Raw genomic sequence first — 26344 nt, 5'->3', positions numbered from 1 at the left:
GGGGCGGTCACCTCCGTTCCTGGGCCCAGCGCGGGACACGTCGTCGGGCGGTCTCCGGGGCCGGCGGCCGCGTCGCGGCGGCGGGAGTCGCCAACAGCGAGGCGGCCAGGGCGAGATGGAGCAGATAGGGCGAGGCGTCGCCGAGGCCGGCCTCGGTGTACGACGCGATCGCGCAGTAGCTGATCAGGAAGATCGCGCAGGCCCGCTGGAGCGACGGCGGCCGCAGCAGCGCGACGGCGGCGAGGACGACGATGACCGTCGCCACGATCGCGGCACCCGTCAGGCCCTGCTCGTTGTAGACGGCGAGCCAGCTGTTGTCGATCGGCAGCCCGCCGAACGACTTGTCGCCGAGGCCCATGCCGAAGAGCTGCTCCGCCGTCGTACGAGGCGCGGCGAGCAGGGCGTCCCAGACCTTGGCCCGGCCGGTGAGGTTGGAGAAGTTCTCCTCGGTCTGCCCGCGCAGGAACCACGCCTGGAGGGCGGAGGCGAACCCCACCACGGCCACCAGGGCGCACAGCACCGTCCAGGCGAAGAACCGGCGGGCGGCCGCGCTGGTCAGGACGAGCGAGCCGATCGCAAGCGCGAGACCGATGAGCAGGCCGAGGGTGGCCGTACGGGTGTGGGTCAGCGCGAGCAGGACGAGGGACGGCACGATGACGACCGCCGCGCCGGCCCGGTCGGTCCTGCGCCCGAGGACGAGCAGCACCGTGAGCCCGATGATCACCGCGGCGTACTGGCCGATCTGCGGCGGCGTGAGCGGCCACAGCGCGCCGACCAGCCGCCCGCCGTAGAGGTCGGGCAGCGCCGTGCCCGGCGAGATGAGCAGCCCGGCGGCGACCGACCCGAGGACCGCGAAGTACATCCGGATGTGGTGCCGGACGAAGGTCAGGCCACCGTCCCACCAGCGGCTGAGCAGCCAGAGCGTGGCGATGAAGAGGGCCAGCCTGGCGCAGCGGAACAGCGCGCCGAACCCGGACTCCAGATCGGCGCTGGAGATCACGCTCGGCACCAGCAGCAGGGTGAGCAGGAACACGTAGGCGCTGGGCCGCACTTGCAGCCGCAGGTTGACGGCGAGCGCCAGCGCGAACGCGGCGACCAGCGCGCCCATGGTCACCATCTGGATGAGGGAGCGGGGCAGCGGCACGATGGTCACCGCCCCCGCGGAGCCGAGCGTGTTGAGGACCAGAAGGCCCCAGGCCGCCCCGACGGCCCTCGGTGTGCGTTCCCCGTCCATCTCAATCACCGGCCCGTGCGCGGAGGGTGCTCCCCGCGTCCTGCTGGTACGGCATGTTCTGCCACTGCCCGAAGTCGAGGAGCCGGCTCGGGTCGTGGGCGACGAACTTCCACGGGCCGACGTAGACGTTGTCGTGCCAGCGGTTGTGCTGCTTGCGGGTGATCGACTCGGCGATGCTTTCGCCCTGGTACGGCGACCAGTCCGGGTAGGTGCCGTAGTTGGCGAGGACCGCCATGCGGTCGCACTTCACCGTGCAGTCGACGACGGATTTGTCGAGGACGAAGCGGTTGTCGTGGATGTCCACGCGCTGGGTCTTCCACCGGCAGTCGGTGTAGAGCGGCGCCTTGGCGATCGCCGGGTCGGCGCAGCGCCCGGTCTTGCGCACCAGCAGGGTGCAGTCGCCGGAGGAGGTGTTGGCCGGGCTGTTGCAGAACCGGTCGGCGTTCTCCCACAGGGTGATCCCGGACCAGTTGTTCTCCAGCACGTTCCGGTAGATCTCGATCTTGCTGGTGCGGGCGCGGACCCGCGGTTCGCCGCCGGACTCGGAGAGATACACCGTCGCGAAGGGGAAGCTGTCGCCGCGCTCGGCGTACCTGCGGCCCTCGACCCAGTTGTTGCGCCGGAACGTGTTCCTGCGGATGACCGCGTTGTAGCTCGTCTCGTAGATCAGCGCGGCACCGTCGTTGGCCTCCAGGACGTTGTCCTCGATGCGGAAGTCGTTGTTGTTGGTGTCCGCCCACAGGCCGGTCCCGCGGTTGTCGTGCACCCAATTGCCGCGCACGTCCGCGCCGTTGACGGCCCAGAACTTCACGCCTCCGGTGCAGCCGCAGCCCTTCCTGCGCCGCTCCCAGTCGCCGGTGTTGTTGCCGACGATCTCGTTGCCCTCGACGACCAGACCGCTGATCCGGCCCTTCGCCTTGTACGCGTTCATGCCGTACTGGCCGTTGGCGCGCAGGCAGTTGGCGCGGACCCGCTGGCGGTCACCGGCCATCAGTCCGGCACCGGAGTTGTGCTGGATCGTCGCGTGCTCGATCAGCCAGCCGTCGGCCGAGTCGTGGTTGACCACGCCCTCGTCCGGCGGCGCCACGAACCGCTGCACGGTCAGGTGGGCGACGGTGACGTCGCGGGCGGTGCCGCCGAACGCGTACTGGTTGGTCTTGCGGCCGTCGAGCACCGCGCCCGGCGCGCCGAGGTAACGGTTGCCCTTCTTGGGGATGACCTGCGCGTACCGGTCGGGGTCGAGCCGGTGCTTGCCGGGACGGAGCCAGAACGTGGTCTTCGGGGGGTTCTTCTTGGTCTTCGCCGCGAGGTCGCCGACGACCCCCGGGTCGACCGTCACCGCCCCCGCCGGCGCCTTCGCGGGGCCGGCCGCCGGTTTGGCGCACACTCGGGCCACGGGCCGGGCCGCGGACGTGGAGGGCTTGCCGGTCGGCTCCGCCGCAGGGGCGTCCGACGTGCTCTCACACCCCGCAAGTGCCAGCAGGGCAAGGGTGAGCGGTGCCGCCACCCGGACCAGGTTCCGCCTCTTCGTCACCGCGCGTCCTCCTAGCCGTGGAACCCGAGCACGGTGGTGAACCCCGTGACTCCGTCGCAGAAGCCGGTGCCGACCAGCGTGGTGGCGGGCTCCTTGCGTCCGAAGCCGGGGGAGTACCAGCCGAGCGGCGGAGCGCTCTCGCCGCGGTGCGCCCGCCAGGACAGCTGCCCGGGCAGGTCGAGCACGGCGGAGCGCTCCTCGCCGTCCCGGGTCCAGGTGAGCCGTGCGCGATTCCCCTCCAACTCCGCGGTGATCGCCGGGCCGAGGTGGAACGCCAGGCGCGCGGCGCGGCGCTCCCCGCTCACCTCGTCGACGATCCTCAGCTCCCCGCTCCCGCCCGTCAGTTCCACCCGGCGGCGGTGCACGGACCCCTCATAGCCGTCGTGTTCGGCGGTCCAGCGGGAGTCGCCCGCGGCCAGGACGCGGGTCGTGGCGTGCCGGGTCCACAGGAACGGGCCGCCGGAGACGGACTGGTCGCCGCCGTCCAGTTCCAGGGTGTTGTGGCCGAGGGTCGACCGGAAGTAGCTCCGCCACTCGGGCTCTCCGTGGTAGCAGTACGTCCCCGGGTCGGCGAGGACGTCGACGCCGTCGTGCCGGACCTCCACGGAGAGGGCGTCGGCGTGGGCGTGCGCGGCGATGGACAGGAAGCCGTGCGGGCCGCCGTCGCAGCGGCACCAGATCTCCTCCGGGCCGCGCAGGATCGTCAGACCCGCGTCCGCGAAGTGGCCCGGCCGGCTCGCGGGCCGGGTCACGGCCGGCGCCCCGGTCCGCGCGTACGGGCGGACGAGCGCGGCGAGCAGCGGGGTGCGCACATCGGTGCCGGTCACCTCCGGCCACCAGGCGAGCCGGCCGAACACCGCCTCCCCGGTGGCGAGGAGCGAGCCCCAGCGGTCGGTGCCCGCGCCGTCCACGACCAGGCCGTGCCCGTCGTCCGCGTCTCCCTGGCGCGGCGGCCGCAACCGGTTGTCCACGACGGCGGCGAGCGCGTCGGTCATCCGCAGCAGCACGAGTCGGGTCACGCCGGGGACCGGCACGCCCGCGGCGTCCGCCTCGGCCACCGCGGCCAGGCCCAGTTCGAGGACGAGGCCGTGGTACTCGGTGGCCAGTTCGCGGTTGAGGCCGGACAGGAAGGTGTTGGCCCGCAGATGCCGCTCCAGGGAGCGCAGCGCGTCGTCCCGCCAGCGCGCCGACTCGGGGAACCACCCGAACGCGCAGGCCGCGGCGGCCTGTCCGGCGGCCTCGGCGATGACGTGGTTGTTCGCGGAGGAGCCCCGGCTGGGGAAGGCGGCCAGCCAGCGCTGGTGGTGCCAGATCTGGTCGAGCGCCACCGGGTTCTCCTCGAACAGCCCGGCCGCACCCGGCCAGCCGTCGAGGAGCCGGCGGATCCACACCCAGGACAGCAGCCTGATCCCGAGCTCGATGCCGCTGACCCAGTGCACGCCGCGCAGCGGCGGGTTGGCCGCCCACCACGACCGCAGGTGCCCGGCCACGCGCTCGGCGTACCGCTCGTCACCGGTGACCGCGTGGGCGGCGGCGAGCACGGTGAGGTACTGGTGGCGGGAGGGCTCCCAGATCTGCTTGATGTCCCCGACCGCGTTCTCGTCGCGGTACGGCACGTCGAAGGCGTACGCGTCCGGGGCCCGGCGGCCCGTCTTCGGGTCGAACCACCAGTCAGGGTCGGCCAGGTCGTCGCGGCCCACCCCGAAGAACTCGGCGTGCCCGGCCATCAGCCGGTCCGCCTCGGCGACGAGGCGCTTCGCGGCGTCCGGCGGCACCGCGGCGAGTGCCCCGGTGGGCAGCGCCGCCGTGAACCGGGCGCCGGTCACGCCGGGCCGCGCCGGGCGCGCGGTGCGCCACCGCCGCCTGCGCACCGCGTCACCCGCCCGGCCGCCGACCTCGCGCGGCCCCATCCGGGAGAGCCGCCGCAGGTACCAGCCGAGGCTTCCCGCGCTCACGGTCATCGGGCGCTCTCCAGCGTCACCGGCACGCCGCCGGCCAGGGCGGTCCGCACGGCGAGGGTGGCCGCCGTGGTGGCGACGAGCGACCCGAGCGGCACCGGCATCGGCCCGCCGGTCCGCACCGCCCTGACGAAGGCGGCCAGTTCGGCGTTCTGCCCCTTGTCCCTGGCCTTGGGCAGCCGCGAGCTGACCCACCGCTTGCGGCCGCCGTGGACCGAGGCGCGGACGAAGTCGTCGAGCCGCAGCACCTTGCCGTCCGCGAGGAGGTCCAGCGTCTCCTTGGGGAAGCCGGGCGCGCCGGTGGTGACGTAGCTGAGGGTGGCGGTGGACCCGTCCGGGTAGCCGAGGACGATCTGCAGGTCCTCGTTGCCGGGGGTGGCGAGCGCGTACACCGAGACCGGGTCGGTGCCGAGCAGCCAGCTCGCCGTGTCGATGAAGTGGCCGCCCTCACCGGCGAACCGCGAGCCCTCGCTGCCCTGTTGGAGGTACCAGCTGCCGTGCTGCAGCCGGCCCGCGTTGATGAGGTAGCGCAGGCTCGCCGGTCCCGTGCGGGCGCCGAACCGCGTCCTGGCCTCCTGGAGCAGCGGGGCGAACCGGCGGTTGAAGCCCACCTGCAGCCGGTCGTTGCCGGACTCCTCCACCGCCGCGAGCACACCGGCCAGCTCGTCCTCGGTGAGGGCCAGCGGCTTCTCCACGAACACGCTCTTGCCGGCGAGCAGCGCCTTGCGGGTCAGCTCGGCGTGCGAACTGTGCCGGGTGACCAAGAACACGGCGTCGACGGCCGGGTCGCCGAGGACGGCGTCGAGATCGGTGGTGGCGGCGGCGAAGCCGAACTTGCGCTTGGCGTTGGCCGCGGAGAGCGCCGTCGTGGTGACGACGGTCGACAGGGCGACGCCTTCACGCTGGGCCAGGTGCGGCAGCAGCATCGAGGTGGCGTAGTTGCCCGCCCCGACGAAGGCCAGGCGCACGGGTGTGCGGGCGGCGCGGGCGGGGCCCTGCCGCACGTTCACCGTGGGCACGGCGACGGCCGGGGCCACCGCCGGAGCCTCGGTCCCGGTCTCCGTTCCGGTCTCCGTCCCGGCCGCGGGGGAGGGGTAGCGGAACAGCACGGCGACGGCCTTGAGATCGCCGTCCTTCAGGCGCCGATACGTCTCGACGGCGTCCTCGAAGTCGGCGACGTGGGAGATCAGGGGCGCCACGTCGACGCGGCGGCGGGCCACGAGGTCGAGGAAGCACGCCAGGTTGCGGCGCTCGGTCCAGCGCACGTACCCGATCGGGTAGTCGCGGCCCTCCAGCTCGTACTCCGGGTCGTAGCGCCCGGGGCCGTAACTGCGGGAGAACCGGACGTCCAGCTCCTTCTCGTAGTACGCGTTCCACGGCAGGTCCAGACGGCACTTGCCGATGTCGACGACCCGGCCCCGGTCGCGGCTGAGCCGGGCGGCCAGCTCGACGGGCTGGTTGCTGCCGCCGCCCGCGGCCAGATACACCTGGTCCACGCCGTGGCCGCCGGTGAGTTCGGCGACGGTCGCCTCCACCGCCGTGGACGCGGGGTCGCCGCAGGCCGCGGCGCCCAGCCGCTCGGCGAGCTCGCAGCGCACCGGGTCGGGGTCGACGCCGACGACGCGTACGCCCGCGGCGGCGAGGAGCTGCACGACCAGCTGCCCGATCAGGCCGAGGCCGATGACCAGCGCCACGTCGCCCAGTTGGGGCTCGCCGCGGCGCACGCCCTGCATCGCGATCGACCCGACGGTGCCGAAGGCGGCGTGGTCCGGCGCCAGGCCGTCGGGCACCGGGGTGTAGAGGTTCTTCGGCACCCAGTTCAGCTCGGCGTGCAGCGCGTGCTCGTTGCCCGCGCAGGCCACCAGGTCGCCGGTCTTCACGTCGTCGACGCCCGCGCCGACCTGCTCGACGACCCCGCACAGCGAGTAGCCGAGCGGCGTGTAGGAGTCCAGCTTGCCCATCACCTTGCGGTAGGTGGCGGGCACTCCGTTGGTGGCCACGCTCTGCATGACCTTGGCCACCTGGTCGGGACGGGAGCGGGCCTTGCCCACCATCGACATGCCCGCCTCGGAGACCTTCATGAGCTCGGTCCCGGTGGAGATCAGCGAGTAGGCGCTGCGGACCAGCACACCCCCCGGCTTGCACCCCGGTGCCGGCACGTCGAGCACCGCCAGTTCGCCGCTCTTGTAGTTCTGTACGACCTGTTTCACCGAAGTCCTCTTGTCTATGTCTCTACGCCGTCAAGCCGCTCGACTCTGGTCGGAGCCAGAGGTCGCGCCGCGATACCAGTACTCGAGGGTCAGCACGTGCCAGAGATGCTTGGAGAAGTCCCGCTGACCGGCGGCGTCCTCGGCGACCATGCGGGCCAGCGCGTCGCGGCGCAGGATCCCGGACGTGACGAGGACGCCGTCGTTCACCACCTCGCGCACCAGGGGTGCCAGGTCCCGGCTCATCCAGGCCCGCAGTGGGGCGCTGAACAGGCCCTTGGGCCGGTACACGATCTCCCGGGGCAGGACCGAGACGGCCGCCTCCTTCAGGACGGCCTTGCCCTGCCGCCCCACGATCTTGCGGTCGCCGGGCACCGCGAACGCCGCCCTGACCACCTCGACGTCCACGTACGGCACCCGCACCTCGGTCGACGCGGCCATGCTGGAACGGTCCGTGTACGCGAGGTTCAGGCCCGGCAGGAACATCCGGGAGTCGCCCAGGCACATGCGGTTGACGAAGTCGTCGAGGTCGTTGTCCTCGTAGATGTCCGCGTGCTCGGTCAGCACGTCGTCGACCGTCCCGGCCAGATCCGGATCGACCAGGGCGAGCAGCTCCTGCTGGTCGTACATGGTGTAACTGCGCCGGAACGCGGTCTCCTCCGGCAGGTCGGCGAAGGAAAGGAACCGCTTCGCGAAGCGCACCGACCGGTACCCCCGCCGTGCCGAGGCGACGGGCAGCCGGTCCACGGCCGCGGACAGGCCGCGCCGCAGCGGCCGCGGGACGCGCTGGTAGCGCAGCGCGAGGACGTTGGCCAGGTGCTTGCGGTACCCCGCGAACAGCTCGTCGGCGCCCATCCCCGAGAGCATCACCTTGACGCCGGCCTCCCGCGCGGCCGAGCAGATCAGATAGGTGTTGATCGCGGCCGGGTCGCCGATCGGCTCGTCCAGGTGGTACGTCATCTGCGGCAGCAGGTCGAGCACGTTCGGCGCGATCTCGATCTCGTGCAGGTCGACGCCGTACCGCGCGGCGACCTGCCGGGCGTAGCGCAGGTCGTCCGGCATCGCCTCGAACCTGGCGTCCTCGGCGCGGAACCCGATCGTGTAAGCGGAGATCCCGGGCCGGTGACGGGCCGCGAGCGCGGTCAGATAGCTGGAGTCGAGCCCGCCCGAGAGGAAGGTCGCCACCGGCACGTCGGAGAGCAGGTGCTGCCGCGTCGACTCCTCGACGATGGCGGCGAGGTCCGGCAGTTCGCCGGAGCGGGCCCGCTCCTGTCCCTCGGCGGCGACGTCCTTCAGGTTCCAGTACCGGCCGCGCTCCTGGCGGCCGTCGGGCCGGATCCGCAGCCAGCTCCCCGGCGGCAGCTTCTCCGCCTCGCGGAACGCGCACCGCGAGTCCGGCACCCAGTAGTACAGGAGCGAGGCGACCAGCGCCGCGTGGTCCACGTCGAGGGAGCCGCCGGTCGCGCCGGCCAGCGCCTTGAGCTCGGAGGCGAACACCAGACCCCCGCCGCGCCGCAGCAGGAACAGCGGTTTGATGCCCAACTGGTCGCGCACGAGCACCAGTTCACCGGTGCGCTCGTCGAAGACGCCGAACGCGAACATGCCGCGCAGCCGGGGCAGACAGTCGGTGCCCCAGCGCCGCCAGGCCTCCAGGAGCACCTCGGTGTCGGAGGTGCCGCGAAAGCGCACCCCGGCCGCCGCCAGCTCGGCGCGCAGTTCGGGCGCGTTGTACAGCTCGCCGTTGTACGTCAGGGCGAGGCCGTCCGAGACCATCGGCTGTGCGCCGGTCCCGGACAGGTCGATGATGGCGAGCCGGCGGTGCCCGAGGTGCACTTCGCCCTCACCGGCGCGATGGCTGTACCGGCCCGACCCGTCCGGGCCGCGGTGGGCGAGGGTCTCGGTGAGCCGGTCGGTCACGGCCTTCCCGTCCGGCCACCGGTACGTCCCTGCGATGCCACACATGTCTACCGCACCTCCTGGTCACTGTCCGGGACCCGTGCGGCCCACCTCGATGTCCGGTCCGGCCGCGGCTGGCCGGACCCCTTCTGCCGGGCCAGCCGCTCGCCGTGGCCGCGCAGCGCGATGTGCAGCCCGTCCCACAGCGTGCCGTCGGTCCGGTCCCGCGGATCGGGGTCGATCAGCACCACGCCGATCACCGGGATGCGCTGGTCCGCGAGTTGGCGGGCCACGGTGTGCAGCCAGGTGGTGCTGCCGTGCCCGGCGAGCACGACGAGCACCGTCTGGCCGCCCAGGTACTGGAGGTCGGTCCACGCCGTGCCGGGCGCGACCGAGCCGACACCGAGGCGGCGCACCTGATGGGGCACGGCCGCGGCCCGCTCGCCGCTGACGATCTCCGGGTCGCCCGGCTTCCGGCGGCTGTCGGCGAGCTGGGGGCCGGGCAGGCCGTCGATGACGACCACCGGCTCCTCCGCCGCCAGCGCCCTCGCGACGTCCAGGGCGATCGCGCTGGTGTCGCGGGCACAGCCCAGTTCGAGGAGCGACACCGGCTCCGTGGAGCCGCGCACGGCGCGCACCAGGGTCGTGGTGAGCCGCTCGCGCGCCCGGCTCCGGTGGCGCCGCCACGGCCCTGCCGGTCCGCGGCGCAGCTCCGCGACGACCGAGGCGCCGAGGTTCGCGGCGATCTCCCGGCGCAGCACGGGACGGTCCGCCACCACCGCGCCGACCGCGGCCGCCGCGAGGCCGATGAAGAGCCCGACGACGAGCCCGATCGCACCGTCGGTGGCGGCGGCCTTGGGCAGCGACTGCGGGACGGCGCGCGGGGCGTCCACGATCTGAGTGCCGGCGATCAGCTGGGGCGTGCCGATGCGCGCCTCCTCGGCCCGCTGGTCGAAGTCGGCGATCCGCGAGTTGAGTTCGGCCCGGCGGGCGTAGAGCGTCTCGATGCTCGCCGCCCCCTCGGGGTCGCTCTCCGGGGACCGGTCGCCGATCGCCTTGTTGACCTTGGCGAGTTCGTCCCGCATCCGGTCGCGCTGGTCGAGCAGGGCCTTGGCCTCGGCGTCGGCGGCCTGCCGCATCCGCTTCACGTGGTCCGCGACGAACGCGTCGGCGAGCGCCTTGGCGCGGGCGACGGCGTCCGCGTCGGTGTCGCCCGTGACGTCGATCTGGAGCAGGTTGTTGGTGAGGCCGGTGCCGCGGTACTCCCGCATGAAGTCCTCGGGGTTCTGCGCGGAGCCGAGGGACCGCAGCGCCTTCCCGGCGATCCGCGTGGTGCCGAGGAGTTCGACGTCGGTACGGATCAGCGTTCCGGTGTCGTTCGGCTGGTCGTCCTCGTGCGTCACCAGCACCTTGGTCACCGCGGACGGCGCAGGCGGCATCAGCACGGCCACCGCCATGCCGAGCAGCAGCCCGAGGAGCGCCATGGAGCACCAGAGGCGGCGGCGCCTGCGCACCGCCACCACCAGGGCGTGCAGGTCCAGGAGTTGAACGGAGGCCTGCGGCTCCGAAGTCTTGGCCGTCGTCACGCTGAACCCCCCGTCGCGTCGCCGCGCACCGCGAGCGCCAGGGTGGCGCTCTCCGACGGGCGGTCGGCGGCCCGCGCGGGACGTGTCCGTACCTGCCCGGCGACGACGACACCGACGACCTCGTGCCCGGCGTCCGCGCACGCCTCGGCGATGCCGGTGAGCTCCGCGGCGGTCCAGCGGCCCGCGCTGAGCACCACCAGGACACCGGATTCGGCGTCGCGGTCCGGCACCATCGGCCGGGACACCGAGACCTCCACCACGCGCAGCAGCGGATCGCCCTTGGCCTCACCGGCGAGCTGCCCGGCGGCGAGGCGGGCGGTCTCGTCGCCGTCCGGTACGACGGCCAGCAGGCGGCGCGGGGCGGGCAGCCGGTTGCGGAGACGGGCGCACACCCGGCGGTAACGGATCCGCCGGCCGGCCTCGTCGACGGAGGGCCGCGGCGCCGGCAGGTCCCACCGGGTGTCGGTGCCGAGCAGCCTGCGGAGCAGGGCGCGCGGGCCGTGCTCCCCGCTCCGGCGCGCGTGCCGCTCGCCGGGCACGTCGACGGCGCCGACCGGCTCCGAGCCGAGCGCCGCGGCGATCTCCGCCTCGGTGCGCGGCCGGCGGTTCATGCGGGCCGCGGTGAGATGGCCGACGACCGCCAGCAGGAAGAACAACAGCGCTCCGGCGCCGACGAGTTGGCTCCTCGTCGGCGGCGCCTCACCGGTCGGCCGGGCGGCCGGGCCCATGACGACCATGCCGGCCTTGCCGGTCGCCGGGTCGGCCTGGTCCAGCTTCTTCATGGCCGCCTGCAGCGCGGTGCGCAGCTTCTCCAGCTCGGTGCGGGCCTGCACGCTCTCCACGGTCCGCCCCGGGTCGGCCGAGTTCGCCAGTTCGCTGATGCGGCGGTTGGTCTGCATGACCTTCCGCCGCAGCGTCTCGGGCCCCGCCTCGGTGTCGGCCTCGGTGTCCGCGGCGGTGTCGTCGCCGGCGATCCGCGCGGCGAAGGTGACGAACTCCTTGGCCACCTGGTCGGAGAGGCGCTGCGCCCGCTCCGGGGTCTCGGCCGAGCCGGAGATCTTGATGATGTTGCCGTCGGCGGCCTTGGCGCCGACCTGGTCCCGCAGCTCGCTGTTGCTGACGTCCTTCCAGCCCAGTGCGGCGGCCGCCCGGTCGACCACAGCCGAACTGGACGCGATCTCCGCCTGCGTGATCAGCTCGCGCTCCTCCCACTGCCCGGCGAGCAGCACCGACGTCGACGTGGTGTAACTCGGCGGGAACAGCAGGGAGATGCCGTAACCTACGAGCGCGCCGACGACGGCGGCGACGGCGAGGAGCCGCCAGCGCCTGCGGAAGATCAGCCCGATCGTGACCAGGCGTATCGGGTCATCACTCAACGACGCTGCCTCCTTGACGCCCGGGCCCGGCCGGCCGCCGGGGCGGCGGCGCGGTCACGGCAGGCGGCGGCGTAGGCGGCGAGCAGCGAACGCTGGGAGTTGCGCCAGGAGAGCTCTCCGCCGATCCGCTCCTGGCCGATCTTGCCCATCCTGGCCCGCTGCTCCGGGTCGTCGAGGAGCCGCGCGATGAGCCCGGCGAAGCCGGCCTCGTCGTTCGCGGGCGCGTAGACGGCGGCGTCACCGGCGGAGACCCGCGCCTCCTTGAGGTCGAAGGAGACGATCGGCCGCCCCATCACCATGTACTCCAGGACCTTGTTCATGGTCGACACGTCGTTGAGCGGATTGCGCGGGTCGGGGGAGAGGCACACGTCCGCGGTGGACAGGTAGCGCACCAGGTCGGCGTCGGGGACGCGCCCGGTGAACTGCACCTGCTCCGCGAGCCCGAGCCGCCGGGACAGCTCCACCATCGCGTCGAAGGTGTCGCCGCCGCCGACGAACACCGCGTGCCAGTCGCTCCGGCCGAGCTCGTCGCGGAGCTTCGCCAGCGCCCGCAGCGCGTAGTCCACACCGTCCTGCGGCCCCATGACGCCGAGGTAGCAGAGCAGATGTGGTTTGCCGCGCTTCAACTCCGGCTCGGGCGGCACGGGGTGGAACCGGTCGATGTCGGGGGCGCTGCGCACCACGAAGACGGACTCGGGCCGCCGGCGACCGCGGCGCACCGCGACGTCCCGGTAGCTCTCGTTCGTGGCGAGCACGACGTCCGCGGCCCGGTAGGTGAACCGTTCCAGCGCGCATACGCCGCGGTAGAGCAGGTCCTCGCCGCGGTCGAACCGGGACAGGTACAGCTCGGGCACCAGGTCGTGCTGGTCGAAGACGAACCGCGCGCCGTGCCGCTTCAGCCACAGGGCGGGCAGGAACAGCAGGTCGGGCGGGTTGCAGGCGTGGACCACGTCGACCGGGCCGACCTTCCGCGCCAGCCGGGCGGTGTGCCACAGCGCGGAGCCGTACTCCCGCAGGTAGCCGGCCGGGCCTCCGGTGGCGGCGCGCAACGGGTAGCGGTGGATCCGCACCCCGTCGACCTCCGCCTCCGGCTCCGTGTCCCGCTTCACGCCCTGCGGGCAGATGACGTGCACCTCCCACCCGGCGTCGCGCAGCGTCGTGCACTCCTGCCACACCCGCCGGTCGAACGGCACCGACAGGTTCTCCACGAGGATCAGCGCGCGCCGCCCGGCGCCGGCCGTTCCGTCGGACGATGTGTCACCAAGCAAGGCCCACGTACCCCGGTTCTGTCCGGCGCGTGTCGGCGTCGGGAAGGTGGATGAGGTCGACGATCACAGGTCCTTCGCCGTGGGGCAGCGCCGCGAGGACGGCCGGGTCCTTGGTCCCGACCAGGCACACCTCGGCGTGCTCGAGCACCTCGTCGACGGAGTCGGCCATGAGCTGCGCGAGGTGCGGCAGCCGGGTCTCGATGTACTCGCGGTTGGCGCCGAGCAGCCGGGAGAGGCTGACGTTGGCGTCGTGGATCCGCAGGTCGTACCCCTTGCCGAAGAGTCTCTCGGCCAGCTCGACGAGAGGGCTCTCGCGGAGGTCGTCGGTGCCGGGCTTGAAGGAGAGCCCGAAGATGCCGACGCGGCGCTTGCCGGTGCGCTCGACCAGCTCCACCGCGCGCTGCAGGTGGTCGGAGTTGGAGGGCAGCACGTGGGACAGGATCGGGACCGAGACGTCGGCCCGCCGTGCCGCGTGGACCAGGCTGCGCAGGTCCTTGGGCAGGCAGGAGCCGCCGAAGGCGAAGCCGGGCCGCAGGTAGGCGGGGCTGATGTTCAGCTTGCGGTCGGCGAGGAAGACGTCCATCACCTGGTGCGAGTCGACGCCGAGCGCCTGGCAGACCGCGCCCAGCTCGTTGGCGAAGCCGATCTTGAGGCCGTGGAACGCGTTGTCCGCGTACTTGATCGCCTCGGCCGTCGGGACCGGCACCCGGAACACGTCGCCGGGCAGGCCCTCGTAGAGCGCGAGGACCGTGTCGCCGCTGGCCGGGTCGAGTTCGCCGATGACGGTCTTCGGCGGGTCGAAGAAGTCCCGCACGCTGGTGCCCTCGCGCAGGAACTCCGGGTTGACCGCGACCCCGAAGTCCACCCCGGCCGTGCCGGCGTACTTCTCCAGGATCGGCACCAGCAGGTTCAGGCAGGTGCCCGGGAGCATGGTGCTGCGGAAGACGACGGTGTGCCGCCCGGGGCGCTCCGCCAGCGCGGCGCCGATCTGCTCGGTGACCCGCTCCAAGTAGGTGGTGCAGAGGCTGCCGTTGGGCTCCGAGGGGGTGCCCACACAGACCAGCGACACCTCGCTGCCCATGATCGCCTCGCGGACGTCGACGGTGGCGCGCAGCGCCCCGGTCCGCACGGCCTCGGCGACCAGGTCACCGATCCGCTCCTCGACCACCGGGGCCTTGCCGTCGTTGACCAGGTCGACCTTCACCTGGTTCACGTCCACCCCGACGACCTCGTGACCCAGGCCGGCCAGACATGCGGCCGACACGCAGCCCACATAGCCGAGCCCCAGGACGCTTACCCTCATGACCCGTTCCTCCCCCCGGGCGGGCCCTCGCGGCCCGCCCTCCGTGCGCCGCTCGGGCGACGACCTCCGCGCATCAGTAGGCCCCCTGGCCCTGGACCACCGCGCGCAGCGTTTTCCACAAGATCACCGTGTCGAGGGCGAGCGACCAGTCCTCCACGTAGCGCAGGTCGAGGCGGACGGCCTCCTCCCACGGCAGGTCGCTGCGTCCGCTGATCTGCCACAGGCCGGTGAGCCCGGGCTTGACCAGCAGACGCCGCCGGATGTCCGGGCCGTACGCCGCGGACTCCTCGGGCAGCGGCGGCCGCGGCCCGACGAGCGACATCGAGCCGGTGAGTACGTTGAACAGCTGCGGCAGCTCGTCGAGCGAGTACCGGCGCAGCACCGCGCCCACCCGGGTCACCCGCGGGTCCCTGCGGAGCTTGAACAGCAGCCCCGCGCCCTCGTTGAGGTCGGCCAGCTCGGCACGGGCCGTGTCGGCGCCGACGACCATGGTGCGGAATTTGAGAATGGTGAACTCGCGGCCGTCCTTGCCGACCCTGCGCTGGCGGTAGAACGCCCCGCCCCGGCTGTCCACCAGGACGAGCAGGGCGACGCAGACCATCAGCGGCGCGAACAGCAGCAGCAGGATCGCCGCGCCCAGCCGGTCCACGACGCCCTTCACGGCTCTGCGGCCGCCGGTGAAGGTCGGCATGCTGACCCGCAGCAGCGGGATGCCGAGGACCGCGTCGATGTGCAGCCGCGGTCCCGCGACCTCCATCAGGACGGGGGCCACGACCATTTCGGCGTCGCTGCCCTCCAGGTTCCAGGCGAGCCGCTGCAGCCGCTCCGGTGACCAGTGCGGGTCCGGGGTGACCGCGACGACACGGTAGCCGTCGCGGCGGACGTGGCCCGCGACGTCGGCCAGCCGGCCGACGACCGGCACCCCGTCCAGCTGGTCGCCGTCGGAGCCGAGCCCGTCCGTGGTGCACACCGCGGCCACCTGCCACCCGAGGTGCGGGAACTTGCGGGTACGGGTGATCAGGTCGCGGACCGTCTCCGGACTTCCGGCGGCGAGCACCGGGCGCAGGCACTGCCCCTCTTTGCGCTGCTTGTGCAGCCAGAGGCGGAGCAGATAGCGCGCCGTCATCGTGACGAGCGCGATCGCGGGTATCGCGACGAAGATCCAGAGTTTGATGTTGCGCGAGGTGAGGGCGATCCCGCCGAGCGCCAGCACGACGGTCGCCGCGAACAGCGAGCGGCCGAGCCGGCGGAATTCCTCGGCACCCTGGCCGAGCACGGCAGGAGCCCACGCACGGCTCACCGCGAGCGCGCCGAGCACGAGCAGCTCGGTGCCGAATGCGAGAATTCCCCATTTCTCGTGCCAGTTGGCCGCGTCCCGGGCTCCGAAGAAGTTGCCGATCGCCGCCACCACGAACGCGGTGGCCACCGTATCGCTCATGATCACGGTACGGCGATAGCGCTGCTCCCAGTCGATTGCGAGCCGTCTGATTGTCCCGTTCGTCAGCCGTCCGTGCGCCGACGGAAAAGGGCTGACTAATTCCCCCTGCTCCACAGAACCCCCCCAGGTCGCCAGTGGTTTGACGTATTAGCCGCACGTTGTTTTCCCACCCGGGGGGCACCCCCGCCCCCCGCGCCGCGCCGCTCCTCCCCCCGGGAAGCCCCCGCTCCCCGTGCTGAAAACCCGTCGTCCCGGCGCCGGTTGAAGGATCAACCCGATGGCAGCGGGCCCTGCGTCCTGCCAGACCCCCTAAGCGCACGGACCCCGTCGGGACGCCGGATGCTCCCCGCACCCGAAACTCCTTGCGGAGTCCGCTGATCGATCATCCCCACGTCTGGCTCCGGGGACGCGACCGCTGCCTGTTCTGTCACGCCGAACCGATAGATCATTACCCATTGCTTCATGCCCGAACAGCTGAAGCACGGTCAATCTAGACCATCGGCGCCGCCATGGAGAGGGGATGTGTGGAATTTGTGCTCAAGCTTTGGGACGGGATTCAACAATCCTTGATCGCGGACGCGTCCCGCTTGATCACGCGGTGGCCGAAGGTCGTCCTTTCCTTCGCTTTCGGACCGACCGCGCCGACTGTTTTCCCGTGTTCACCAGCCAATTCCGGCCGCGACCGGAAGATGGTCACTGGGGGTCCCCGGCAGCGTCCAGGCGCTCTTCGGCGTCACGCCGCGCACCAGGATCTGGTCGATCCGCACCATCGGAAACCGCGCGGGCCAGCTGAAACCGAAGCCGTCCCCGGCCTCGTCCTGGGCGGAATCCAGCCGCGCGGCGAGCGCGTCGAACGCACGGTCGTCCAGGGTGCCGTTCAGGTCACCGAGCAGCACCACCCGCTCGTTCGGCTCCGCGGCGACGGCCTCGGCCAGCGCCTTCGCGTTGCGGTCCCTCGTTCCCGTCCCGAAACCCTGCCCGGGGATCACGCGCACCGAGCCCAGATGGGCCACGTACACCGCGAGCGGGCCCCGGTCCGTGGCCACCGTGGAGCGCAGCGCCCGGGTGTCGGCGAGGACGGCGTCGTCCGGTTTGGTGGCCGCAAGCGGTCCGTAGTCCGTCTGGATGTCGACGGGCCGGGTCCCCGAAAGCGGCAGCTTGCTCCACAGCCCGACCGTGCCGAGCACCGCGTGGTACGGGTGGCTCTTCGCCAGCGCCTTCTCGTACAGCGGCTTCGCCTGCGGGGTGATCTCCTCGAGGGCCAGCACGTCCGCCCCGGAGGCGGCCAGGTCACGGGCGGTGCCGGCCGGGTCGGGGTTGGCGGCGTCGACGTTGTGGCTGACCACGGTGAGGTCGCCGCCCGCGTGGGACCTGTCGCCGAGCAGACCGCCGAAGAGGTTCAGCCACACCGCGACGGGCAGCACCAGCGCGACCACCGCGGAGGCGGAGCGGCGCCACACCGCCCCGGCAAGCAGCACCGGCACGAACAGGGCGGACCACGGCAGGAACGTCTCCACCAGGCTGCCGAGGCCCCAGTGGTCCGTGATCCGCGCGTGCCCCAGCATGACGAGGCCCAGCGCGAGCGCCAGCGCCACGAGCACCGGGCCGCGCTTCCACGGCTCCGGCCGCCGGACGGCACCGGCCACCCGGCAAAGGCGGGCCAGCCAGCCCCCGGACCCGGTGTCCCCGGGGTCCCTCTCGCGCCGCCCGGCCTCCGCCGCGTCCACGCGCACCATCGTCTGTCCTCGCTCGCTGCCGGTCACTTCTGCATCCTCGGGTCCTCGGTGGGGTCGGCGTACCTGCGCGGGCAGCCGTGACCGGCCGCGTCGGGGCGCAGTTCGTAGTGCCAGGGCTCGTTCTCGTAGATCTGGCACAGGCCGTACGCGGCGCCGTGCCGGGACAGCCACGCCGTCGCGACGGAGCCTTTGATGTCGACGGCATCCCCCGCCACGTGCGGAGATGTCGCCGCGGTGGCCACCCACCGGGCGGCCTCCTCCTTCGACCCGTACTCGGCGACCGCCTCGCGCAGCAGCCGGTCCTGGTACGCCGGGGAGCGCCAGCCGCTGTTGACGTAGAAGTCGACGCCCTCGCGCCCGGCGGCGGTCGCGGCCCGGCGCAGCGCGGCGAGCAGATCCGGGTCGAGTCCCGTCACGGCCGGCAGGGCGTCGTCGAAGACCGTCACGCCGTCGGGCACGACCCCGTCCGCCTCGCCCGTGCCGCCGCGGCGCTCACCGCGGGAGCCCTGCGGCGACGCGGCCGACGCGGGCTTCGGCGGCGATGCGGTGGAAGGGGGCGGGGAGGCCGACGTGGATGAGGGCTTCGACACCTGGAGGCCGAGGAGGACGGTGAGCACCGCCACGACGGCTGCCGTGCCGGCCACCACGAGCCACCGGATCCGGTGCTTTCCTGATCGCGCTGATGGCGGGGTTCGCTGCATGCCACCAGCGAAGAGGGTGCCGTGTTGCCGGCCCGTATGCGGTTTTCGATATGCCGGCGATATGCCCCGGCTCGTAGCCTCGAAAGATGAGAGTGCTGCTCGTCGAGGACGAACCCTTCATGGCCGACGCCATCCGCGACGGCCTGCGCCTGGAGGCGATCGCGGCCGACGTCGCGGGTGACGGCGACACCGCCCTGGAACTCCTGGGCGTCAACGCCTACGACATCGCCGTCCTCGACCGCGACATCCCCGGCCCGTCCGGCGACGAGGTCGCCCGGCGCATCGTCGCCTCCGGCAGCGGCATGCCGATCCTCATGCTCACCGCCGCCGACCGCCTCGACGACAAGACCACCGGATTCGAACTCGGCGCCGATGACTACCTCACCAAACCCTTCGAACTCCAAGAGCTCGTGCTGAGGCTCAGGGCCCTCGACCGCCGACGCGCCCACCACAGGCCGCCCGTACGAGAGATCGCGGGGCTGCGGGTGGACCCGTTCCGCAGGGAGGTCTACCGCGACGGCCGCTACACCGCCCTGACCAGGAAACAGTTCGCCGTACTCGAAGTCCTCGTCGCCGCCGAGGGCGGTGTCGTCAGCGCCGAGGAACTCCTGGAACGCGCGTGGGACGAGAACGCCGACCCGTTCACCAACGCCGTGCGGATCACCGTCTCCGCACTGCGGAAACGGCTGGGCCAACCCTGGATCATCGCCACGGTCCCGGGCGTCGGCTACCGCATCGACACGGCGCGGGCGAAGGACGGGGGAGCGGACCGTGGATAGGGCGCCCGGCCTGAGCGTCCGCCTCAAGCTCACCCTCAGCTATGCGGGCTTCCTGATGCTCGCCGCCGTCCTGCTGCTCGCCGCCGGGTGGGTCTTCCTGACGCGCGTGACCCACGTCGGGCTCGTCTTCAGGCCCGACTACAGCCTTCCCGTCCTGCGCGCCTTCGCGCCGACCGTGGCCGTGGTCCTCGGCTTCCTGCTGGTGTTCGGCCTGGCCGGAGGGTGGTTCCTCGCGGGCCGGATGCTCGCGCCCCTGACCCGTATCACCCACGCCACCCGCATGGCCACCGACGGGTCGCTCTCCCACCGGATCCGGCTGCCCGGACGCGACGACGAGTTCCGCGAGCTCGCCGACGCCTTCGACACGATGCTCGACCGGCTGGAGGCCCACGTCGCCGAACAGCGGCGCTTCGCCGCCAACGCCTCCCACGAGCTGCGCACCCCGCTCGCCATCTCGAAGGCGCTCCTCGACGTGGCCCGCACCGACCCCGACCACGACACCGGTGAGCTCATCGACCGCCTGCACGCCGTCAACACCCGGGCGATCGACCTCACCGAGGCGCTGCTCCTGCTCACCCGCGCCGGCCAGCGGTCCTTCACCCCGGAACCGGTCGACCTGTCCCTCCTCGCGGAAGAAGCCACCGAGACGCTCCTGCCCCTGGCCGAGAAACACGGCGTCACCGTCGAGACCGAGGGCGACCTCACCCCCACGACCGGCTCCCCGGCGCTCCTGCTGCAGCTGACCACGAACCTCGTGCACAACGCGATCGTCCACAACCTCCCCGGTGAGGGCACCGTCCGGGTCACCACCGGCATCCGCTCCCAGGCCGCGGCGCTCACCGTGGAGAACACCGGCGAGAAGCTCGCCCCCGAACGGGTCGCGACCCTCACCGAGCCCTTCCGGCGCGGCACCGAGCGCCTGCACACCGACCACGCGGGCGTCGGCCTCGGCCTGGCCATCGTCCACACCATCACCCGCGCCCACGACGGCACCCTCACCCTCACGCCCCGCCCCGAAGGCGGCCTGCGCGTCACCGTGGAACTGCCCCTGGCGCCTTCGCACCCGGACACCGCGCGAGCGCCGTCCGGCATCAACGGCCCGTGAAAACTGCCGGGTTCCGGCAGTGCGCCATCCGCGCGTGAGGCGTCACAATGGAAGAGGCAGAAACGGGGGGCGAGTTCGGGTGCCGGGTTCCGGAAACGGGAGCCGGCACCCGGCCACGCACGGCACGGGTGTCAGCGGCGGCGGCCGCGCCCCCGGGGGGCCCAGCCGGAGCCGAGACCGGCCGAGTGCAGGGCGAGGAGCGCGAGACCGACGAGCATGAGGCTCGTCGGGCTGAAGACCGTCTCCGTCGACGTTTCGCTGGCGTTGATGACGAAGGCGATGACGAAGAGCACGGCTGCCACGATTGCGAGCATCTGTCTACTCCTGCCGGTGAACGGCGGACCACGGGGGCTCCGGTGGCCGCTCTGGTGTCTGCCGTGTTCCCCGGTCCGCGGTGATCAGGCGCGCAGTTCCGGCGGGAAACCCGTCCAGCGCAGCTCCGTCGGCAGATGGTCCATGTCGTTGTAGAACACCACCGAGGAGGGGCGGCCGGGGGTGTACCGGATGAGTGTCAGGGCCGCGTTGCAGTGGTTCAGGCCGAGCCAGCGCCACGGCGGGGCGTCGAGCGCCGCCCGGACCAGCCAGCCGACCAGGAAGTTGTGGGTGACCAGGAGTTCGTGGCGCGGTTCGGTGCCGGGCACCGGGCCGGTGAAGCGGGCGAGGGCCTCCTCGGCAAGGGCGGGGCCCGCCTCGCGTTCCGCCTCGGGGAACCCGGCCAGCCGCCGCAGCGTGGCGTCGGCCGTCTCCGCGGGGAGTTCGTCGCGGCTCGGCAGGTACGGGAGGTAGTCGCCGGCGGCGTCCGAGCGGTGCAGTGGAACGCCGTTCAGCCGCTCGCCCACCAGGCGGGCGGTCTGTTCGGCGCGGGGGAGCGGGCCGTGGTGGACCGCCGTGAGGGGCACGTCGCGCAGGCGGTCGCCGAGCAGGACCGCCTGGCGTGCGCCCGCCTCCGTCAGCCCGCTCTCGTCGGGCGTGGCCTCGCCGTGCCGGGTGAGGTAGAGGTGGCGCGTCGCGGTGGCGCTCGGGGGTGCGGGGGTGGTGGCCATCGTGCGACGGCTCCTTCTCGATCTTGGGGTCGTGTCGGGGGAGGGACGCGCCCGCGGGGCCGGGCGGTTCCGGTGGCCGGGGGCAGGCAGGGCCACGGCACGCACCTCGGCCGTGCGCGGGGCCGTACGTAGGGTGGCGGGAGTACGACAGATGAGGAGCGTGACATGACCCCCACCGCGCCGAAGTCGGACGCCGACCACCAGCCGGACGCCGGACAGCAGCCGGACGCCGTGCAGCAGCCGGAAGCCGGAGAGAAGCCGCCCGCCGCGCTGCGGGGGCTCGACGCCATCAAGGACGAGCTGGCCGACCTCTACCGCGATCTGCACGCCCACCCGGAACTCTCCTTCGAGGAGCACCGCACCGCCGCCGAGGTCGCCCGCCGCGTCGCCTCGTACGGCTACGAGGTCACCACCGGCGTCGGCCGCACCGGGGTGGTCGCCGTCCTGGACAACGGCGGCACGGGTCCGGACGGCGGTCCCACCGTCCTCCTGCGCGCCGACATGGACGCGCTCCCGGTGACCGAGGGCACCGGCCTGCCGTACGCCTCCCGCACCGACGGGGTGATGCACGCCTGCGGCCACGACATGCATGTCACGTGTCTGCTCGGCGCGTTGAGACTCCTCGCCGACGCCCGCGACGACTGGTCGGGCCGGATCGTCGCCGTGTTCCAGCCCGCGGAGGAGACCGGGCAGGGCGCGCGGGAGATGCTCGACGACGGTTTCCACGACCGGTTCGGCACACCCGACGTGGTGCTCGGCCAGCACGTCGCGCCGCTCCCGGCCGGCATGATCGGCGCCCACGCGGGCCCCGCCTTCGCGGCGACCGACGCGCTGCGGGTGCGGCTCTTCGGCAAGGGCGGGCACGCCTCGCGCCCGGAGACCTCCGTCGACCCGGTCGTGATGGCGGCGTCCACGGTGATGCGGCTCCAGACGGTCGTCTCCCGCGAGATCGCGGGCGGCGAGACCGCGGTGGTCACCGTTGGCTCGATGCGGGCGGGGACGAAACACAACATCATCCCCGACGAGGCCGAACTCCAGCTGAACATCCGCACCTACACGCCCGAGGTCCGCGCGCGGGTCCTCGCGGCCGTCGAGCGCATCATCAGGGGTGAGGCGGTCGCGGCGGGCGCGGAGAAGGAACCGGAGATCACGGCGATCGATACCTTCCCCGTCCTCATGAACGACGCGGACGCCGTCGAGCGGACGATGGCCGCGATCGGCGCCGCCGTCGGCCCGGCGCGGATCACCGACCCGGGGCAGGTCACCGGCAGCGAGGACGTCGGCCTCTTCGCCACCGAGGCCGGGCATGAAGTGCCGCTCTGCTACTGGCTGTTCGGCGGTGCGGACCCGGCGGAGGTGACGGCGGCCCTGCGGGCGGGCACCTTCGAGCGGGACGTCCCCTCGAACCACTCGCCGTTCTTCGCGCCGCTGGTCGAGCCGGCGATCACCACCGGGGTGACGGCGCTGACGGCGGGCGCGCTCGCCTGGCTGGACGGCGGCCGGACGTCGACGTGACGCCCGGCCGCCGCAGGGGAGCGGGGGCTCAGCCCTCGTCCTCCAGATTGCCCTCGGTCTCCAGATAGGCCTGGCGCAGCGCCTCCAGGACCGCCGGGTCCGGCTTGGCCCACATGCCGCGCGACTCGGCCTCCAGGAGGCGCTCCGCGATGCCGTGCAGCGCCCAGGGGTTGGCCTCCTGAAGGAACTGACGGTTCGTCGGGTCCAGGACGTACGTCTCCGTGAGCTTGTCGTACATCCAGTCGGCGACGACGCCCGTCGTGGCGTCGTACCCGAACAAGTAGTCCACGGTGGCGGCGAGTTCGAAGGCGCCCTTGTAGCCGTGGCGGCGCATCGCCTCGATCCACTTGGGGTTGACCACCCGCGCCCGGAACACCCGCGAGGTCTCCTCGACCAGGGTGCGCGTGCGGACCGTCTCCGGGCGTGTCGAGTCGCCGATGTACGCCTGCGGTGCCGTGCCCCGCAGCGCGCGCACGGTCGCCACCATGCCGCCGTGGTACTGGAAGTAGTCGTCGGAGTCGGCGATGTCGTGCTCGCGGGTGTCCGTGTTCTTCGCGGCCACCGCGATGCGCTTGTACGCGGTCTCCATCTCGGCGCGGGCCGGGCGGCCTTCGAGCCCGCGGCCGTACGCGTAACCGCCCCACACCGTGTAGACCTCGGCGAGGTCCGCGTCGGTGCGCCAGTCGCGGGAGTCGATGAGCTGGAGCAGGCCGGCGCCGTACGTGCCGGGGCGCGAGCCGAAGATGCGGGTGGTGGCCCGCCGCTCGTCGCCGTGCTCGGCCAGATCGGCCTGGGCGTGGGCGCGCACGTAGTTGTGCTCGGCGGGCTCGTCCAGCGACGCGGCGAGCCGCACCGCGTCGTCGAGCAGGCCGATCGTGTGCGGGAACGCGTCGCGGAAGAAGCCCGAGATGCGCAGCGTCACATCGATGCGGGGGCGGCCCAGCTCCTCGTACGGGATGGCCTCCAGGCCCGTGACGCGGCGCGACGCGTCGTCCCAGACGGGGCGGACGCCGAGCAGCGCCATGGCCTCGGCGACGTCGTCGCCCGCGGTGCGCATCGCGCTGGTGCCCCACAGGGAGAGGCCCACGGACGTGGGGTACTCGCCGTTGTCGGACTTGTACCGCTCGATGAGGGAGTCGGCGAGGGCCTGGCCCGTCTCCCACGCCAGGCGGGAGGGGACGGCCTTCGGGTCGACCGAGTAGAAGTTGCGGCCGGTCGGCAGGACGTTGACCAGGCCGCGCAGCGGCGATCCCGACGGGCCTGCGGGGACGAAGCCGCCGTTCAGGGCGTGCACCGCGTGGTCGAGCTCGGCGGTGGTGCCCGCCAGCCGCGGGACGACCTCGCGGGCCGCGAACTCCAGGACGGCGGCGACCTGTTCCCCCTGGTCGCGCGGGATCGCGGCGAGGTCCCAGCCCGCGTCGTCCATCGCCTGGACCAGCGCGCGGGCCTTGTCCTCGGCCTCGTCGGCGCTGACGCGCGTCGCCGCCGACTCGTCGAGACCGAGGGCCTCGCGCAGGCCGGGCAGCGCGGTCGTACCGCCCCAGATCTGGCGGGCCCGCAGGATCGCGAGGACGAGGTTGACGCGGTCGCCGGCGGCCGGGGCGGTGCCGAGCACGTGCAGACCGTCGCGGATCTGCATGTCCTTGATCTCGCAGAGCCAGCCGTCGACGTGGAGCAGGAAGTCGTCGAAGCCGTCGTCGTCCGGACGGTCCTCCAGGCCCAGGTCGTGGTCGAGCTTCGCGGCCTGGATGAGCGTCCAGATCTGGGCGCGGATCGCGGGCAGCTTCGCCGGGTCCATGGAGCTGATCTGGGCGTACTCGTCGAGGAGCTGCTCCAGGCGCGCGATGTCGCCGTAGGAGTCGGCCCGCGCCATCGGCGGCACCAGGTGGTCGATGAGCGTGGCGTGCACCCGGCGCTTGGCCTGCGTGCCCTCGCCCGGGTCGTTGACCAGGAACGGGTAGATCAGCGGCAGGTCGCCGAGCGCGGCGTCCGGGCCGCAGGCGGCGGAGAGGCCCGCGTTCTTGCCGGGCAGCCACTCCAGGTTGCCGTGCTTGCCGAGGTGGATCATCGCGTCGGCGCCGAAACCGCCGTCGGCGTCGGGCGCCGCGATCCAGCGGTAGGCCGCCAAGTAGTGGTGCGAGGGCGGCAGATCGGGGTCGTGGTAGATCGCGATGGGGTTCTCGCCGAAGCCGCGCGGCGGCTGGATGAGGATGAGGAGGTTCCCCCGGCGCAGGGCGGCGAGCACGATGTCGCCCTCCGGGTCGCCGCCGTTGCCCACGCGGGACTTGTCCAGGAACATCTCGCCGGGCGGCGGCCCCCAGTGCTGCTCGACCGACTCGCGCAGCTCCTGCGGGAGCGTCGCGTACCACCGCTTGTAGTCGGCGGCCGGGATGCGCACCGGGTTGGCGGCGAGCTGCTCCTCGGTGAGCCACTCCTGATCGTGGCCGCCCGCGTCGATGAGGGCCCGGATCAGCTCGTCGCCGTCACCGGAGACCAGGCCGGGGATGTCGGCCTCGGGACCGAAGTCGTACCCCTCGGCGCGCAGCCGGCGCAGCAGTGCGACGGCGGAGGCGGGGGTGTCGAGGCCGACCGCGTTGCCGATGCGGGAGTGCTTGGTCGGGTACGCGGAGAGCACCAGGGCGAGACGCTTGTCGGCGGCCGGGATGTGCTTGAGGCGGGCGTGGCGTACGGCGATTCCGGCGACGCGGGCCGCGCGCTCGGCGTCGGCCACGTACGCGGGAAGCCCGTCCTCGTCGATCTCCTTGAAGGAGAAGGGGACCGTGATCAGGCGGCCGTCGAACTCCGGCACCGCGATCTGGCTCGCGGCGTCCAGCGGCGAGACGCCCTCGTCGTTCTCCTCCCACGCCGAGCGCGAACCGGTCAGGCAGAGCGCCTGGAGGATCGGCACGTCGAGGCCGGACAGCGCGCCCGCGTCCCACGACTCGTCGTCGCCGCCCGCGGAGGCCTCGGCCGGCTTGGTGCCGCCGGCCGCGAGGACCGTCGTCACGATGGTGTCGGCGACCCGCAGCGCGTCGATCAGCTCGGGCTCGGGGGCGCGCAGCGACGCCACGTACAGCGGCAGCGGGCGGGCGCCCGCGTCCTCGATCGCACCGCACAGGGCGTCCACGAACGCGGTGTTGCCGCTCATGTGGTGGGCGCGGTAGTAGAGCACCGCGACCGTCGGGCCCTCGATGTCGCGCGCGGTGCGCTCCAGCGGGCCCCAGGACGGCGCGGGCGCGGGCGGCTCGAAGCCGTGGCCGGTGAGCAGCACCGTGTCGGAGAGGAAGCGGGCGAGCTGCTCCAGGTTGGCGGGGCCGCCGTGCGCGAGGTAGGCGTGCGCCTCCGCGGCGATGCCGACCGGCACCGTCGACGAGGCCATCAGCTGGGCGTCGGGTGCCTGTTCACCGGTGAGCACCACGACCGGCAGGCCGCTGGCGATGAGCTGGTCGAGGCCGTCCTGCCAGGCGCGGACGCCGCCGAGGAGGCGTACGACGACGAGATCGACGCCCTCGAGGAGCGCGGGCAGCGCGTCCAGGTCCAGGCGGGAGGGGTTGGCGAACCGGTACTCGACGGGGCCTCCCGCCGCGCGGGCGCTGAGCAGGTCGGTGTCGGAGGTCGACAACAGCAGAAGCATGCGGGCGCAGGCCTTCCTCGGGGTGTCCGCG

At 72.8% G+C, this 26344-nt stretch carries 18 protein-coding genes; 3 read left to right on the top strand and 15 right to left on the bottom strand.

Annotated features, from left to right (window positions below):
• Nucleotides 1-7: 7 nt before the first annotated feature.
• From ACZ7DY_RS21255 to ACZ7DY_RS21200, 12 genes are all read right to left on the bottom strand, one after another.
• Nucleotides 8-1234 (bottom strand): O-antigen ligase domain-containing protein, encoded by a 1227-nt coding sequence (locus ACZ7DY_RS21255; protein WP_471137501.1) that lies wholly within the window; start codon nt 1232-1234, stop codon nt 8-10.
• Nucleotide 1235: 1 nt separating this feature from the next.
• Nucleotides 1236-2768: a right-handed parallel beta-helix repeat-containing protein gene (locus tag ACZ7DY_RS21250; protein ID WP_471137500.1), complete on the bottom strand. Its 1533-nt coding sequence runs from the start codon at nt 2766-2768 to the stop codon at nt 1236-1238.
• Nucleotides 2769-2779: 11 nt separating this feature from the next.
• Nucleotides 2780-4729 (bottom strand): alginate lyase family protein, encoded by a 1950-nt coding sequence (locus tag ACZ7DY_RS21245; protein ID WP_471137499.1) that lies wholly within the window; start codon nt 4727-4729, stop codon nt 2780-2782.
• Nucleotides 4726-6936, bottom strand: coding sequence for a bi-domain-containing oxidoreductase (locus tag ACZ7DY_RS21240; RefSeq protein ID WP_471137498.1), 2211 nt, complete (start codon nt 6934-6936; stop codon nt 4726-4728). Before ACZ7DY_RS21240 ends, ACZ7DY_RS21245 begins: the two co-directional genes overlap by 4 nt.
• A 30-nt stretch (nt 6937-6966) precedes the next feature.
• Nucleotides 6967-8895 carry an asparagine synthase (glutamine-hydrolyzing) gene (asnB, locus tag ACZ7DY_RS21235; RefSeq protein WP_471137497.1) on the bottom strand — a complete coding sequence of 643 codons (1929 nt, stop codon included), beginning with the start codon at nt 8893-8895 and terminating at the stop codon, nt 6967-6969.
• A gap of 2 nt (nt 8896-8897) precedes the next feature.
• Nucleotides 8898-10415, bottom strand: a complete 1518-nt coding sequence (locus ACZ7DY_RS21230) for a Wzz/FepE/Etk N-terminal domain-containing protein (RefSeq protein WP_471137496.1) — start codon at nt 10413-10415, stop codon at nt 8898-8900.
• Nucleotides 10412-11791, bottom strand: a complete 1380-nt coding sequence (locus tag ACZ7DY_RS21225) for a polysaccharide biosynthesis protein (RefSeq protein WP_471137495.1) — start codon at nt 11789-11791, stop codon at nt 10412-10414. Before ACZ7DY_RS21225 ends, ACZ7DY_RS21230 begins: the two co-directional genes overlap by 4 nt.
• The gene (locus tag ACZ7DY_RS21220; RefSeq protein WP_471137494.1) at nt 11788-13059 is read right to left on the bottom strand and encodes a glycosyltransferase family 4 protein; all 1272 of its coding nucleotides are present in this window, start codon (nt 13057-13059) and stop codon (nt 11788-11790) included. Before ACZ7DY_RS21220 ends, ACZ7DY_RS21225 begins: the two co-directional genes overlap by 4 nt.
• Complete coding sequence (locus tag ACZ7DY_RS21215; protein ID WP_471137493.1) at nt 13049-14362, bottom strand: nucleotide sugar dehydrogenase; 1314 nt, start codon at nt 14360-14362, stop codon at nt 13049-13051. Before ACZ7DY_RS21215 ends, ACZ7DY_RS21220 begins: the two co-directional genes overlap by 11 nt.
• 73 nt (nt 14363-14435) lie before the next feature.
• Entirely contained in the window at nt 14436-15914 is a 1479-nt protein-coding gene (locus tag ACZ7DY_RS21210) for a sugar transferase (protein WP_471137492.1), read from the bottom strand.
• A 545-nt stretch (nt 15915-16459) separates the two neighbouring features.
• Nucleotides 16460-17536 carry an endonuclease/exonuclease/phosphatase family protein gene (locus tag ACZ7DY_RS21205; protein ID WP_471137724.1) on the bottom strand — a complete coding sequence of 359 codons (1077 nt, stop codon included), beginning with the start codon at nt 17534-17536 and terminating at the stop codon, nt 16460-16462.
• 23 nt (nt 17537-17559) lie between these two features.
• A complete protein-coding gene (locus ACZ7DY_RS21200) occupies nt 17560-18237 on the bottom strand; it encodes a D-alanyl-D-alanine carboxypeptidase family protein (protein ID WP_471137491.1) in 678 nt (225 codons plus the stop codon).
• Nucleotides 18238-18323: 86 nt separating this feature from the next.
• Between ACZ7DY_RS21200 and ACZ7DY_RS21195 the strand changes: the two genes are divergently transcribed.
• Together ACZ7DY_RS21195 and ACZ7DY_RS21190 are read left to right on the top strand one after the other, a co-directional pair.
• On the top strand, nt 18324-19016 hold the full coding sequence (locus tag ACZ7DY_RS21195; protein ID WP_471137490.1) for a response regulator transcription factor: 693 nt from the start codon (nt 18324-18326) through the stop codon (nt 19014-19016).
• Nucleotides 19009-20121, top strand: coding sequence for a sensor histidine kinase (locus tag ACZ7DY_RS21190; RefSeq protein WP_471137489.1), 1113 nt, complete (start codon nt 19009-19011; stop codon nt 20119-20121). The genes ACZ7DY_RS21195 and ACZ7DY_RS21190 overlap by 8 nt, the downstream gene beginning before the upstream one ends.
• Before the next feature lie 131 nt (nt 20122-20252).
• Here ACZ7DY_RS21190 and ACZ7DY_RS21185 read toward each other — a convergent pair whose 3' ends face one another.
• Complete coding sequence (locus ACZ7DY_RS21185) at nt 20253-20435, bottom strand: hypothetical protein (protein ID WP_471137488.1); 183 nt, start codon at nt 20433-20435, stop codon at nt 20253-20255.
• 84 nt (nt 20436-20519) lie between these two features.
• Nucleotides 20520-21164, bottom strand: coding sequence for a histidine phosphatase family protein (locus tag ACZ7DY_RS21180; RefSeq protein ID WP_471137487.1), 645 nt, complete (start codon nt 21162-21164; stop codon nt 20520-20522).
• Nucleotides 21165-21329: 165 nt separating this feature from the next.
• Here ACZ7DY_RS21180 and ACZ7DY_RS21175 point away from each other — a divergent pair, with 165 nt between their 5' ends.
• Complete coding sequence (locus ACZ7DY_RS21175; protein WP_471137485.1) at nt 21330-22679, top strand: amidohydrolase; 1350 nt, start codon at nt 21330-21332, stop codon at nt 22677-22679.
• A gap of 28 nt (nt 22680-22707) precedes the next feature.
• On the opposite strand, the gene cobN is transcribed toward ACZ7DY_RS21175, so the two are convergent.
• Nucleotides 22708-26313, bottom strand: coding sequence for a cobaltochelatase subunit CobN (cobN, locus tag ACZ7DY_RS21170; protein WP_471137483.1), 3606 nt, complete (start codon nt 26311-26313; stop codon nt 22708-22710).
• Nucleotides 26314-26344 lie beyond the last annotated feature (31 nt).

Source organism: Streptomyces sp. NPDC037013, from assembly GCF_055607265.1.
This window is presented reverse-complemented; position numbering and strand designations above follow the sequence as displayed.